The sequence below is a fragment of the Amycolatopsis sp. NPDC051372 genome, from assembly GCF_040682095.1.
Classification (GTDB): Bacteria; Actinomycetota; Actinomycetes; order Mycobacteriales; family Pseudonocardiaceae; genus Amycolatopsis.
Genome location: NZ_JBFBAF010000006.1, coordinates 189,185 through 203,145, shown reverse-complemented (window position 1 = coordinate 203,145; position 13,961 = coordinate 189,185). Strand labels below are relative to the sequence as shown.

Below are 13,961 nucleotides of genomic sequence, written 5' to 3'. Positions count from 1 at the left end.
GTGTCGGTGAACGTCGTCCCACGTTCGGACGCCTTACCGGCAGAGCATCGCCTCACTCAGCGATGTGTTCGGCGGAAGGAGCTCCCATGGCGTGGGAGATCGTCGTGGTCGCCACGCTGGCCGTGATCTTCCTGGTCAGACTGGTGCTGCAGCTCAAGCGGGGCTGACGGGCGCCGCCGCGGCGTGCTGTGGCGGGCGCGGGGCTCGGCCGTGCGGTCGGAGCCTGTCTCCTGCGCGAGCGGGGGCCGGGGCTGTGGTTGCGGCTGCGGCCGGCGAGACGGGACGGCCCGGGTGATGACCGTCTTCTCCGCGTCAGCCGGCGGGGGCGGCGGCTTCGGGCCGGGCGGCGTCTTCGGAGGAGGCGGCTTCGGGGTCCCCTTGGGCGGCGTCGAAGGCAGGCTGCCGTTCAGCGACCCGGACACCGACCCCTTGGCCGAACCAGCCGCGTGCCGAGGCCGTTCCGCGACCTTCGGGATCTCGATCGTGATCTCGCTGTTGACCTTGATCGGCGCCGGCTTTTCGCGCCGGTACGAGAGCTTGCGAGCCAGCGCGTGGCTCGGCCGCTCGACCCACCGATAACACACCTCGACCACGCCGAACACCGCCGGGATCACGATCAGCAGCGCGATCGGCAGCGGCACCGCCGGGCGCAGCAACTGCAGCAGCACGAACGACACCAGCATGTGCAGCAGGTAGATCGAGTAACTGCGTTCGGACACCGCGGTCCAGAACTTCCGCTGCTTGAGCTTCGGCTCCGCCATCATGCCCAGCATGAACAGCACCACGGCGAACGCCATCGAGAGGTTGTAGGACGTGTCCACGCGGCCGACGTCGATGATGTCCGCCAGCACGTACAGCGACCAGGCGCACGCGCCGTACAGCGCGCCCGTCCACAGCGGGATCTTCTTCGCCGTGGTGGCCCAGATCGTCTGCCCGATGATCATCACCGGCAGGTAGGACACGTTCACCGCGAACAGCGACCACGACGGCCCGAGCTGCGACCGGCTCATCATCACCACGAAGATGAACGTGAGTTCCACCGCGATCGCCAGCCACACCGAGCGGCGCAGCAGCGGCAGCACGGCCATCAGCACCACGTAGAAGACGACCTCGACGATCATCGACCACGCCACCGGCACCAGCACCACCTGCGGGTAGATCAGGTAGTTCACCAGGAAGGTGTTGGTGAAGATCGTGAGCGGGTTGAGTTCCTGCGACTGCCCGGTCGACGGCGGGTGCAGGCTCACCACCAGCATCAACGCGGTGAGCAGTACCACGAACAGCATCGGCGCGTACACGCGGATCAGCCGGTTCACGGCGAACCGGCGCTGGCCCTGGCGCAGTGCGATGGGCGTGACGACGAAACCGCTGACCACGAAGAAGAACGGCACGGCGATCTCACCGATGCCCTGGGTGGACATGTGCATCGGATTGCTCGTCAGCGCCTCGACGAAGCTGATGTAAGGCGCGGAATCATTCTTCGCGATCACCCACGGGTGGGCGATGTGGCTGTAGAACACGAGCAGGGCGCCGAGGCCACGGCCGATGTCGATGAAGACGATGCGGGTCTTCTTCTGCACAGCAGGTGGCTGCTCAACCAGCGCGACCACCCCCGTCTACTCGTGCTGATTCCCCCAAGCAGGGTAGCGCCTTGCTCCGGGGCCGCGGACCAGTCCCCGGAATTGCCCGGGATTCGAGAAAAACCACCCGCGGCGTTCTGGCCTCGGAAGATGCCACGCGCAGGTACCATCGGGTAGGAATTTGTCCCTTTTCACCCGAGCCGTTCAGGAGTCCCGCGCGAGTGCAGTCGACCACCCTCGACGCGGATCTCGAGTCCCGTTCGGCCTTCCAGGCGAGGATCCGCCCCGCCTTGCCGGCGGTCGGCCTGTACCTGCTCTTCCAGCTCCTCGCCTTCGGCGTGCTGTGGCTGATGAGCTGGAAGGCAGACGTCTCGCCGGGCCGCTTCGTGGGCGCGTTCGACTCGAACTGGTTCATCTCAGTGGCCACGCACGGTTACGACCAGGTGCCGACGATCCTGGCGAACGGCATGCCGGGGGAGAACAGCCTGGTGTTCTTCCCGCTGTACCCGGCGCTGATCGCGGTGCTGACGTTCGTCGGCATTCCCGCGCTGCCCGCGGCCCTGGCGGTGTCGCTGCTGGCCGGCTGCGCCGCGGCGTGGGGCCTGTTCGTGCTGGGTCGCGAGTTCGCCGGCCCGCGGGTGGGGATGCTGCTGGCGGTGCTGTGGTCGCTCGGGCCGGGTTCGACGGCGTTGCGCATGGCGTACTCCGAGGCGCTGCTCGTGGCCCTCGTCGCGTGGACGCTGGTCGCCGTGTCACGCCGGAAGTGGCTGCTCGCGGGTGCGCTTGCCATCTTCGCGGGGCTTACCCGGGCGAGCGCCGGCGCGCTCGTGGCCGCGGTGGGCGTCGCGGCGATCGTCGCGATCTTCCGGCGCCAGGACGGCTGGCGGCCGTGGGTCGGTGGTCTGCTCGCGCCGTTGGGGCTGCTGGGTTACCTCACGTACGTCGGGTTTCGCACCGGCCGCGTCGACGGTTGGTTCTGGCTCCAGAACGCCTGGCAGATGCACTTCGACTTCGGTCGTTTCACGTGGGTCCAAGTCCGCGAGGGGCTGACCGCGAACGGATCCAGCTGGACCAGCGTCACGGCGATCATCGTGCTCGCGGCCGTGGCACTGCTGGTGTGGACGTGGTGCACGAAGCTGCCCTTGCCGTGGCAGCTCTACGGCACGCTGACCGTGCTCATCGCGCTCGGGTCGTCGAACTACTTCCAGTCGCGCGCGCGGTTCCTGCTGCCCGCTTTCGTGCTCACGGTGCCGCTCGCACTGGTGCTCGCTCGCATGCCGACGCGAGTCATCGTGGTGCTGTTGCCGGCAGGTGCGGCGATCAGCGCGTGGTACGGCTCGTTCCTGATGGCGATCGCCCACGTGGCCCCCTGAGCGGGAGTCACGCAGGCGCGAGCCACAACGTCACGAAGGCCTTGGCGTCGCCCTCGGCGGCCGCGATCAGCGCTGCGTCGTCGAGGGAACGCTCGTCCGGGCCGGAGTCGCCGACGATCTTCGGCGTGTAGCCCAGCGAGCGGTAGCCCGCCAGAACCGCGGCCGGGTCGTCGCCGAGCTGCCGGATGGCGCCCGGGTCGAACTCGCACACCACGTGCGGACGGTCGCGCTCGAGCACCGAGCGCAGGCCCGCCAGCGCGCGGTGGTCGCGGCCCTGCAGGTCGACCTTCACGAGGCCGATCCGCTGCGCCGTCACCGCCGGCAGCGAGTCGAGCCGCACGGCGGGCACCTCGATGCCCGGGCCCTCGGCGCTCACGCGGTTGTCGCCGCTGTTGCCCTCGGTGGCCTGCGTGAGGCGTACGGTCCCGGCCGAGTCCCAGGCCGCCGACTCGACGACCGTGACCAGCTCGGCGGCCGCCGGCGGCAGGTTGACGGAGACGTTCCGGCGCAGGTAAGCCGCGTTGACCGGGTCGGCCTCCACCGCGACCACGCGGGTGACGTCCGGCGTGGCCCGCAGCAGCCGCAGCGTGTGGTAGCCGACGTGGGCGCCGACGTCGAGGAACGCGCCCTGGGCCAGGCGCGCCATCAGGTCGGCCTCGCCGTCTTCCCAGGACCGGTGGAAGACGATCCACGGCAGCATGACCTGGTCGACCGGCATGAGCAGCGCGCCGACGTCGCACGGCACCACGTCGGCGCCGTGCGGCACCGGGGCGTGGGCCAGGCGGGCGGCGGCGCGCATGGCGCTCACGTCGAGCGTCACGCGCTGGATGGCCTTCTCGTCGGCGTCCAGCCGCTCGTCGCGCTGGGAGAACATCTTGTGCACCGACGTCGTGGTCGCCTCGAGATCGGCGCCGAAGCCGCCGTAGCCCTCGGACAGCTTCGTCACGTCGGCTTCGAGGTTGCGCAGCGCCAGCTCGGTGTCCGGGGCGCGCTGACGCAGCTCGCCGACGGTGTCGTCGAGCGTCTTCATGCGCTCGCCCAGCGTCTGGCTGTCGCTCCGCGCGCCTTCGGCGGCCCGGGCCGCGTCGGCGAAGCCGTGCTCCAGCGCCTCGATGCGCTCCAGCAGCCGCCGGTTGCTCTCCTCCGCGCCGGCCAGCAGCGCGCCCATCACCTTGCGCTGGTGGACGTCGTAGTGGTCGATCGCGCGCAGCACGGCCTTGCGCAGCGCGGGCGCGAGCGGCAGCCGCGACGGGGCGGCCGGCTCGGGCCGCCAGTGCAGGGCCTGCCCGGCGTCGTGCAGCGGGGTGATCGGGTGCGGCGGCGCGGGCCGGCCGGCGTGGCGGCCCGACTGCCACACGCCGTACGCGTCCTGCAGCTGCTCGCGCATCCACTTGGCCGCCGTGGCCATCGAGCGCTCGCGCAGGATGTACGCGCGCGCCGCCTGGCCGCGCTTCGCGGCTTCGGCCGGGTTGTCCGCGACCTCGCGCATCGCGGCGGCCGCGGCGTCGAGATCGGGGTCGGCCCACACGGCGTCGGCGTGGTACGGGTAGTTGTCCTTGCCCACCGGCACCAGCCGGAACGGCACTGGCCAGCCCGTGGACGCGTCGAGGAACTCCGTGGTGCTGGAGTAGTTCGTGGAGATCACCGGCATCGCGCGCGCCATCGCTTCGGCGACGGTGAGGCCGAAGCCCTCGCTGCGGTGCAGGGAGACGTAGCAGGTGCTGCGCTCGTACAGCTCGTGCAGTTCGGCCACCGACAGGTAGCGCTCCACCAGCTCGATGCGGTCGTCACCGACCACCGCGGCGCGCAGGCGCTCGGCCGCGTTGGGGTGCAGCTTCGCGTTGATCGCCTTGATCGTGAGGCGCACGTCGTCGCGGCCGTCGAACGCGCGGCGGAACGCCTCGACGGCACCCCACGGGTTTTTGCGCTCGGCCACGCTGTTGAAGTCGAACGCGAACAGGAACCGCACCGGTTCGCCCTGCTCACGCGCGGGCGGCGACGGCTCACCCGGGTCGCGCACCGGCACCGGGATCGTCTTCACGGGGATCGGCGAGTGCGCGGAGATGGCGCGGCGGCAGAACTCGCTCACCGTCCACACCTCGTCGAGCATCCCGAACGCCTCGTGCTGCCACTCGGGGAAGTCCTCGAGCTCCCAGGCCCACAGCCCGATGCGGTAGCGGCCGTTGCCGACCTCGGGGTGGTTGGTGAGGATCACGCGCGTCTGGTCCGCGTTCACCGCGAGCACGCTCAGCGGGAACCGCGGGTCGCCGACCGTCGCCGGCCGCTCGATGCCCGTGCGGTTCGACACCGCCTTCTCCTCGAGCACCGACGCCACCGGCACACCGCCGGTCTCGATGGCCTCGAGCACGATCCGGCCCATCTCGCCCAGGCCCAGCTCGGCCGTGAGGTAGCCGAGCAGGTTGACGCCGAACTCGTCGGCCGGCGGGTGGCCGGCGGGCCGCTCGCCGGGCAGCGCCCACTCGGGCAGCCCGGCCTCACTGACGCCGGAACCGGCGCACCAGAAGCGGAAGTTGTCGGCGTCGGCGCCGTACGGGTGCGGGAACGCCATCTGCAGGTCGATGCGCGAAGCCCAGATCGCGTGCGTCAGCCGGTTGAGCCCGGCGGCGGCCTGCGCCTGGTCCTCGGGCGTGGCCAGCCACTCGCGCAGGGCCTGGCCGCCGTCCTCGCCGTACGCGTGGGGCGGCGCGGGCTTGTTCTTGCGCTCGGCCTTGATCCAGCCCTCGCGGAACACGCGGCGGGCGAGCTTCGGAACCTCGGTGCCGTCGCGGAAGTTCTTGAAGCCGTAGGGGATCGAGTCGAGTGTCTCGGCGTAGCCGGCTTCACGCAGCTTCGCGCCGTACGAGTCGCAGATGGCCCGCAGGTCGTCGTTGTGCGACAGCAGCACGCGCGGCTTGCGGGCGCAGTGGAAGCTCAGCAGCCACGGCTTCTCCGGCCGGTAGCCGCTGAAGTGGAAGAAGCGCAGGGCGGCGCCGCCAGCGGTGTACGTGCCGTCGGCCTCGCGCGCGATCGGGCGCTCGTGGAGGTTCCAGTAGGCGACGTCGAAACCCGGGTCGGTGACCACGTGATTGCGGAACAGCGCCGGCACCTGGTCCACCCACCGCTGGTCGGTGAACAGCTGCTGCTCGGGCGCCACGATCGCGTCGTGGCGCAGGCGCCCGGCCCAGAAGTCGAGGAACGCGCCCGCGCCCTGGCCGACGCCGATGAAGCCGAGGTTGAACATGCCGGTGCCCATGATCACGGCGTCGTCCGGCTCGAGGCCGTCCTGCGGCAGCGGGGTCAGGAAGTGTGGCGCGAGCACGATGTCGTGCTCGCGGGCCAGCTCCGTGACCTCGGGGATCGGGGCGAACAGCTCGATGTCCGGGTCGATGTACATCGCGACCTCGGACGTCTTCAGCAGCTCACGCAGCAGGTACGGCTTGGCCGACGTGGCGAGCTCGGTGACCGAGTACGCCGTGGCCATCCGCAGGTAGTCGGCCTCGTCGATGCCGAACGCGGCGGGGCCGACGACCTGCGTGCCGTCTTCGAGCTCGGTCACCTCGTCGCGCGGCGCGTCGATCACCGCGATCACGAAGCGGCCGCCCGGGTGCTGCGCGAGGTAGGACCGGGCCAGCACGCGCGCCGCGGGAACGTAGTTCCGCGCGACGATCGTGCAGGCGGTGGCTCCGGTGCTGCCGTGCTCAGGCATCGGCAGGCAGGGTGGTGAGCTGCTGGTTCAGCGCGGAGGAGAAGTCCGCCTTCACCGTCGACAGGTCTCCCTTGCCGGAGACGTCGATGCGGACGATCACGTTGCCGTGCGCGTAGTGGCCGCGCTCCTGGGCAGACTGGCCGTCCTTCTTGTCGATCGTGGTCGCGAAGACGCCGTCGGGCGCGGCGGTGTCGCGCTTGGCGCCGTTGGTGACCTGGATCTGCATGAGCTTGTCGGCCGCGGTCGCCGCCGCGGTCGGGCTCGACGCCTGGGTCAGCAGCAGCGTGATCTGGTCACCGTTGTCGAGGTGGTAGACCACGAACTTGGCCTTGCCGGCGCCGGCGGCCTGGTAGGCCTCGAGTTCGTCGGGGTTCAGGTACGACAGGCTGTTGACCTGGCTGAACGACGTGATGTCGTCATGGGTCTCGGCCTTGCCCGGCATGTTCGCGACGGCCAGGGGGTCCGGCGGCTTCGGCGCGCTGGAGGGCGCCTGCTGCGTCGGCTGGGCGGTGGGCTGCTCGTTGCCGCCCCCGCTGTCGCGGCCCCAGAGCCAGTAGGCGCCGAAGGCGATCGCGGCCAGCACGACCACGGCGCCGACGATCGCGCCGACCTTCTTGCCGTTGCCCGACTTGGGCTTCTCGGCGAAGAACTCGGGACCCTGGCGGAAGGAGTCACTGCCCGTCGGGCCGAGCGGAGGCAGTTCGCCGCCGCCCCACGGCGGGCTCTGGTCGCCTTCGGGCGCGTTCCACGGCTGCTGCTGCGGGAAGCCGCCGGCCGGGGAGGCGGGTTGCTGGAACCCACCGGGCGGGGAGTACTGCGCCTGCGGCGGCTGCTGCTGGGGCTGCACGTACTCGGTGCGCGCGGGGTCGGCGTGCTGCTGCATCTGCCAGGACTGCACGGCCTGCGTGCGCTCCGCGCTCGGGTCACCGGCGGGCTGCTGCGGCGCGGCCGGGGGCTGCTGCTGCGGGGGCTGTTGCTGGGGCTGCTGGGGCATCCCCTGCGGCGGGCTGACCGGCGTGATGATCTGCGTCGAGTCCGCGCTCGGGGCGGCCTGCTGCGGCGCCGGCTGGTCCTGCTGGCCGACGGCCGAGGACAGCACCTGGTCGCGCCGGATCCGGTAGTCGTCCGCGGACAGCCGCCCTGACGCGAGCTCCTCGTCCAGCCGCCGCAGCTCCTCCTGCCAGGACACCAGGGCCCCCCTTATCTGTCGGCATGGCGACGATCAGTGCGCCACCGCGACCCGATGTGTGTGACGACGTGGACATTGTGCACGGCTGTGACCCCGCGCGACCCCGCGGGTCGACTTCCGTGGCCGGGCCTCGCGTCAGCGGGCGGGCAGGGCCGCCGCGACCTTCGTGCGGATCTGTTCGATCCGCGACCGGAGCACCACCGCGTCGTCGGTGAGCGGCTGCGACACGCCGATGCCGATCGCCACCGGACCGGAGGTGTACCAGAACGCGAGGACCCGCCCGGCCGGGCTGCTGCCGGAGTAGAGCAGGTCCGTCGGCGCGGGTCCGAGCGGTGTGCTGTCGAAGCCGCCGGCCGTGAGGTTCTGCTTCAGGCCCTGCACGAGCTGCGCGGCCTGCGCGGGTGACGGTGTCGGCACGGCGAGCAGGATCGTGCCGTTGTCGGTGTGCGTGGTGTCGGCGTACGCGTGGTAGACGAGCTCGGTCGCGGTGGCGGTCTTCATCAGGTCCGCGTCGGCCTGCGACAGCACCTTCAGCTCCACGGCCTTGTCGAGCGACATCGTCGAGTTGTCGGGGTTCGGCGTGCCCGCCAGCGCGGGCAGCTTGTCCTCCAGCGAGGCCGACGGGTCCTGGCTGCCGGTGGCCGAGGGGACCGGTGGCGGCGAGACGGTGTCGGCGCTGTCGCTCTGGTCCGGCCGGTTGCCGATGTACCAGATCCCGCCGACGACCAGCGCCAGCACGACCAGCACCCCCAGTGACAGGAACAGCCACGTCGGCTTCTTCTTCCGCGGCGGCGCTTCCTCCCAGAGGCGGCGCAGCTCGGGCGTCTGCTGCCGGCCGAGGTCACTCGTGTCGCCGGTGACGGGCAGGTAGCCGGTCGGTCGCGTGTCGGCCGGGCTCGGCGCGGTCGCGAACGACGGCTCGCCGTTCTTCGGGCTCCACCGCGGCTTCCGGGTCAGCGACGACCGCGGCGGCCGCTGCGGCTTGGCCTTCTTGTCCTGCTTGTCCGGCTGGCGCGCTCGCTGCGGCTCGGCGGGCACGGGCTCGGTGACCTGCTGCTGGACGGGGTGCCAGACCGGCTGGGGCTGGGGTTGCTGGGGCTGGGGTTGCTGCTGCTGGATCGCCGGGTTGGCGCTGGCCCACGTGTTCGGCGTATTAGGAGTATTCGGCGCGGCCGGCGCCCAGCCCTGCTGGGGCTGGTTCCACGACACCGGCTCGGCGTTCCACGTCCCCGCGGCCGGGCTCGGCTCGGTGACCTGGGCCGGGATCTCGCCTGCGTCCGCCCGCAACGGCGACGCCACCGGCGAGGCCGCCCCCCCACCCGAGGCCTCCGCGAGCAGCTCCTCGCGCTTGTGCCGGTGCTCGGCGTGCCCGATCCGGCCCGCGGCCAGGTCGGAGTCCAGCCGCCGAAGCTCTTCCTGCCAGCTCATCGCCATCCTCTGCCACTGGTCGGGGCCGTAGTTTTTCATGCACCCGGACCTGCGGGGGTACCGGTTTGTCGACTCGTGATCGATTCGTCGGCGAGATCATTCCGCGCCAGTCGCGTGGCGTCCAGGGTCCAGGGCCGTCCGTAGGATCGGTGTATGTCCTCCGCCCGCGGTGAACTCGCCGCCTTGGCCATGGACCGGCTCGTCGGCCGGACCGTGCTGCCCGACGATCTGGTCACCGCGGCGGCGCGGGCGATCGTCGCGGGCCTCGACTCGCCGACTCTGCCCGAGCTGGCCGGTCTCGGCCACGACGACACGACCGCGTCCGACCTGTTCTCGCAGGTTGTGGCCGAGCTGGGCATCGAGGTGCCCACCGACGCGGCGACGGCCCGTTGGCAGCTGCTCGGCGAGGCGCTGGCGGCTCTGGCGCGCGGCGACGTGTCGGTGAACGAAGGCGCCACCGCCGTCTGGGAGCTCGACAGGCGGCTTGACTACCCCGATGCGCTGGACGAGATGCGGCGGTGGATCGCGATGCTCGACGCCTGGATCCCCACCGACGTCACACCCGTCAGCTTCTGCGAGGACCAGATCCTCCAACGGGCCCGTGAACTTCTTTCCGGAAACTGGCCGCCCGTCACCCGTTGAGCGGCAAAAACTGTCGTACACATGTTCTAAAATTGGCCGTGTCCAGGGGAGATGCCGCTCGCGCACTGCACGCGCGACGGGCGGCATCGGCGAAGAGTTCGGACCGGAAGGCGGCTGACCCATGGCCTACATCACCCTGCCCACGTTCGTCGGCTACAGCGCGAGCACGGGTCCCACGCGGTCGTCGTTCGTGCGGCGCCAGCGGCGGCTGTACGAGGACCCGGCGCGGGCGGCGTTCAACTACTACCGGCGGGCGGCCAACGCGGTGCGGGCCGGGCGCGCGGCGCGGCAGGACGAGGTGGCGATGCGTTCGCTGGTCCACCACGCCGACGACCGCACGCGCCCGCACTACTCGGCCATCGCCGAGGGGTGGCTGCGCTACCTGGGCCGGCGCGACCCGAAGCTGATCGAGGTCGGCCGGGCGCGCGTGCCGCTGGGGGAGCTGGAAGTGGGCCTGAGCCCGCAGCTCGGCCTGCGCAAGAGCAACGGCCAGCGCTACGCGACTTGGCTCTACTTCAAGGAGGAACCGCTGACGCGCGACGCCGCGCAGCTCGCGCTGTGGCTGCTCACCCAAGGCCTGTCCGACATTCTGCCGGGCGGCGAGGCGCTGGTCGTCGACGTGCGGCGCGCGAAGGAGTTCACGCTCACGGCGCGCGACCGCGAGCGGCTGCGGCCGTGGGCGCACAGCGAGGCGTCGGCCTTCATGACCCTGTGGGACGCTGCGTGATGTGACGTTCGGTAACGGTCGGTGACCGGGCACTCGGGCTGCGCTCGGTCACCGATCCCGCAGGCCACAGGCCCGGGACGCACCCACTCGGGTGACGCATTTGGCACTCGGCGGCTATGGACTGGACAATCTCGCCCCCGGACACGAAGCTTTCGACAGTTTTGAGCCGGCCGATGACTTCGAGGTCGATAAGTGAACGCAGCAGCCTGGGAGCCGCTCTCAAGAGTGGCCGACGAGCCCGCTTGGTACTGGGTCTACAACAAGCTCGGCTTCTGGCCGAGCACTTTCGCGCACGACTGGCCCGGCTTCCGCGAGCCCACGCCGTCGCGCACGTGGGATCTGTCGGCGGGTGACTTCGACCGCGCGTCGGCGGAATTCCGGCTCGGGCCGTACGCGGTGGAGGAGCCCGATGTCGCGCGGATCGTGCTGGCGGCGCTGAAGGAGAGCGTGCGCGAGGACGAGTGGCTGTGGGTACTGCACTGGCAGCATCAGTCGTTCAAGTTCTGGCCGCACCGCATGCCCGAGGGTGCGGCGTGGCCCGTGCCCGTGTTCCCGCGCGGCGACTACCACCTGTTCCTCGCCGAGGACTTCAGCTTCGGCACGCTCGGGCACCCGTGGGAACGCACGTTGTGCGCGTTCGGCGATCGGCTGCTGCCCGCCGTGGGGAAGCACGGCGAGGGCGTGCTGACCAAGGTCCTGCGCCGCGACGGCCGCCCCAGCGCCCTGGCGCGCTGACCGCCCGTCCCGCCTGGGGAACCGCCCGTCGCGGCGGGCCGACCGGCGCATCGGCGCAGCTTGTGGCGCTGCTACCGTTCGCGACGTGTACGAATACCACGGCTGGGTGACCATCGCGGCGACCACGAGCGGCGACGACGACGCTGCTCTGCTGGAGCGCCTGGTCGATCGCGTCCACCGAGCCGTGCGCGACGCCGGCACCCTGGACCTCGTCGACCTCCGCTGGAGCGCGGGCATGCCGATGCTGCACCTCGGCGGCCTCGACAAGCACGGCGGCGCGATCGCGCCCGAGCTGCTGGAGACGTTCACGCGCGTCGGCGAGCTGGCGCCCGGCTCATACGGGCTGCTGCACGTCTGGGACGACCAGGATCCCGACCACGACAACGAGTTCCGCGTGTTCCGCATGGCGCGCGGCCTCGTGACCGAGTTCTGCGACGAGCACCTCACGCCGGTCGCCCCGATCGTGTTGGACGTGTACGAGCTGTAGAAAACGCACGAACGGCCCCTTCGCGCTTGTGGCGCGAGAGGGGCCGTTCGCTTTTTCTGCCCCGGCCGACGGCGTTCTTGGTGGAGCGCCGTCAGTGGTGGTGGTTCGGCGTCTGCGGGCGGCTGCCTGGCTCCTGGCGCGGCGGCTTCTGGTCCGTGCCAGGGAACACCGGGGCGGGCAGGTTCGCGGCCTCGTAGCGCGACAGCGTGAGCGGGCCCGAGGTGTCGGGCAGCGTCGGCGGCTGCGCCTTGTGGTCGTTGAAGCGGAACGCCGAGGTCATGTCACCGAAGGTCTTGCGGCGCCAGTCGGAGATGTTCGTCTCCTTCACGCCGGTGACCTGCTCGAGGAACTGCAGGGTCGACGTGTGGTCGAACGGCTCGCTGCACACCCAGCCACCCGCGGTCCAGGGCGAGATCACGATCGCCGGCACGCGGTAGCCCGCGCCGACGGGGAGGTCGTTGCCCTTGGTGCCGCCGTGGGAGGTGCCGTTCACGTACTCGTGCGGGGTGCCGGCGGGCGGGATCGGCGGGACGACGTGGTCGAAAAGGCCGTCGTTCTCGTCGTAGTTGAGGATGAACACGGTCTTGGCCCACACGTCCGGGTTGGACGCGATGGCGTTGATCTTCGAGGCGACGAACGCCGCGCCCTCGGCGGGTGTGTAGTTCGGGTGCTCCGAAGCCGTGGAGGTGCAGATGATCCACGAGACGGTGGGCAGCTTGTCGTTGCGCGCGTCGTACTCGAACTGGCCCTCGGGTCGGTGGGTCAGGCCGTTGACGGCGAGCGGCGAGTCGGCCGGCGCGTTCTTGAAGTTGGCGAAGTTCTCGAGCATGTTGCAGCCGTAGGTGTCGCTCTGCTCGTAGACCTTCCAGCTCACGCCCGCGGCCTGGAGGCGCTCCGCGTACGTGGTCCAGGTGTAGCCGCCGGTGGGGGCGGTGTTTTCGAGGATGGGGCCGCCGTTCACGCCGTCGGGGTCGACGGTGCCGGTCATCCACATCATGCGGTTGGGCCACGTCGGACCGAGCACCGAGCAGAAGTAGGAGTCGCACACGGTGAACGCCTCGGCGAGCGCGAACTGGAACGGCAGGTCGGCGCGCGTGTGGTAGCCCATCACGTACGGGCCGTTCTTGCCGTCGGCCTTGCGGTGCGCCGGGAGCCAGCTGTCCATCTTGCCGCCGTTGAGGGCGTCGTGCTGGACCTGCCAGGCGTGGGAGGTCGAGGGGATCTTCTGGGCGTTGGTGGCGTGCGTGTCGAGGTGGAACGGCAGCGCGTAGCCGGCGGGGTTCTCGGTGTCGGGCTGGTAGAACACTGACTTGCCGTTCGGCAGCTTCTTGGCGTGCGGGTCGCCGAACCCGCGAACGCCGCGCATGGTGCCGAAGTAGTGGTCGAACGACCGGTTTTCCTGCATCAGCAGCACGACGTGCTCGATGTCCTTGATCGAGCCGTGCTTGGGCGCTCCCTGGGCGAGCGCCTTCTGCACGCTGGGCGGAAGGAGCGTGGCCGCGGCAGCGGCGGCCGCAGCCCCGGCGGTGGATCCGAGCAGACGGCGACGAGTCAGTTCGGTCATGGCTCACACCCTGCTGCCACGCCGTCACCCAAAAAGGTGGTTATCTCAGAACGAGTGACTAACACATGATGAAAACAACTTCCGAACTACCCAACAACCCCGAACCGCCCTGTTCCCGCTGGTAAACGCATTAGGCCACCCGGCGGTTCCCCTCGGGCTCCTGTTTTGCCTTGCTCTCCGCTGGCTCTCCTCTAACCCTCCGCTTGCCTTCGGCCGCACTTGCTCGGGTGTTCGTCCTGCCGGAGCCGGGCACCTGTGTGGGTGGTTTCGGGTGCCGCTGGACGCACCCCGATCATCGATTGTCACCGTGTGGGGGCTGCGGATCGAGGGTGCAGGGAGGGGTCTGGGCGCCCTCGCCGCTGCGTTGCCGGCCTGCGGTTGGCGAGATGGCAGTCGCTGCCGGTTGGGAGATTGCTCGCCCACTGCGCCCGGCCCGCGTGCCTGCCTGCCGGTCCGCGCCTCACTCATACACGGGTAGACCACTCAACGTGGCCGCGCAGCGCATTCACCCGCAACTCACCAACGCGGCC

10 protein-coding genes are annotated in these 13,961 nt (G+C 70.6%); 5 read left to right on the top strand and 5 right to left on the bottom strand.

All coding sequences use genetic code 11. The features are described 5' to 3' along the window. Positions 1-56: 56 nt before the first annotated feature. The gene (locus AB0M56_RS11770; protein ID WP_364173923.1) at positions 57-1,610 is read right to left on the bottom strand and encodes an acyltransferase; all 1,554 of its coding nucleotides are present in this window, start codon (positions 1,608-1,610) and stop codon (positions 57-59) included. A 191-nt stretch (positions 1,611-1,801) separates the two neighbouring features. On the opposite strand from AB0M56_RS11770, the gene AB0M56_RS11765 reads away from it, so the two are divergent. Further along, positions 1,802-2,953, top strand: a complete 1,152-nt coding sequence (locus tag AB0M56_RS11765) for a hypothetical protein (protein WP_364173920.1) — start codon at positions 1,802-1,804, stop codon at positions 2,951-2,953. 7 nt (positions 2,954-2,960) lie between these two features. Here the strand turns inward: AB0M56_RS11765 and AB0M56_RS11760 are convergent, their stop codons facing one another. The 3 genes from AB0M56_RS11760 to AB0M56_RS11750 form a co-directional block, all read right to left on the bottom strand. After that, positions 2,961-6,659, bottom strand: a complete 3,699-nt coding sequence (locus AB0M56_RS11760; RefSeq protein WP_364173917.1) for an FkbM family methyltransferase — start codon at positions 6,657-6,659, stop codon at positions 2,961-2,963. After that, positions 6,652-7,848 (bottom strand): hypothetical protein, encoded by a 1,197-nt coding sequence (locus tag AB0M56_RS11755; RefSeq protein WP_364173914.1) that lies wholly within the window; start codon positions 7,846-7,848, stop codon positions 6,652-6,654. The genes AB0M56_RS11760 and AB0M56_RS11755 overlap by 8 nt, the downstream gene beginning before the upstream one ends. A 135-nt stretch (positions 7,849-7,983) precedes the next feature. Next, a complete protein-coding gene (locus tag AB0M56_RS11750; RefSeq protein WP_364173911.1) occupies positions 7,984-9,315 on the bottom strand; it encodes a hypothetical protein in 1,332 nt (443 codons plus the stop codon). 114 nt (positions 9,316-9,429) lie between these two features. Between AB0M56_RS11750 and AB0M56_RS11745 the strand changes: the two genes are divergently transcribed. The 4 genes from AB0M56_RS11745 (at position 9,430) to AB0M56_RS11730 (ending at position 11,867) form a co-directional block, all read left to right on the top strand. After that, entirely contained in the window at positions 9,430-9,918 is a 489-nt protein-coding gene (locus tag AB0M56_RS11745; RefSeq protein WP_364173908.1) for a hypothetical protein, read from the top strand. Between the two features lie 121 nt (positions 9,919-10,039). Continuing rightward, positions 10,040-10,645 carry a hypothetical protein gene (locus AB0M56_RS11740; protein ID WP_220245527.1) on the top strand — a complete coding sequence of 202 codons (606 nt, stop codon included), beginning with the start codon at positions 10,040-10,042 and terminating at the stop codon, positions 10,643-10,645. A 225-nt stretch (positions 10,646-10,870) separates the two neighbouring features. Beyond that, positions 10,871-11,380, top strand: a complete 510-nt coding sequence (locus tag AB0M56_RS11735; RefSeq protein ID WP_364173904.1) for a DUF2716 domain-containing protein — start codon at positions 10,871-10,873, stop codon at positions 11,378-11,380. Between the two features lie 85 nt (positions 11,381-11,465). Further along, the gene (locus AB0M56_RS11730; RefSeq protein WP_364173901.1) at positions 11,466-11,867 is read left to right on the top strand and encodes an immunity 7 family protein; all 402 of its coding nucleotides are present in this window, start codon (positions 11,466-11,468) and stop codon (positions 11,865-11,867) included. 91 nt (positions 11,868-11,958) lie between these two features. On the opposite strand, the gene AB0M56_RS11725 is transcribed toward AB0M56_RS11730, so the two are convergent. Next, complete coding sequence (locus tag AB0M56_RS11725; RefSeq protein ID WP_364173898.1) at positions 11,959-13,431, bottom strand: phosphocholine-specific phospholipase C; 1,473 nt, start codon at positions 13,429-13,431, stop codon at positions 11,959-11,961. Positions 13,432-13,961: the final 530 nt, after the last annotated feature.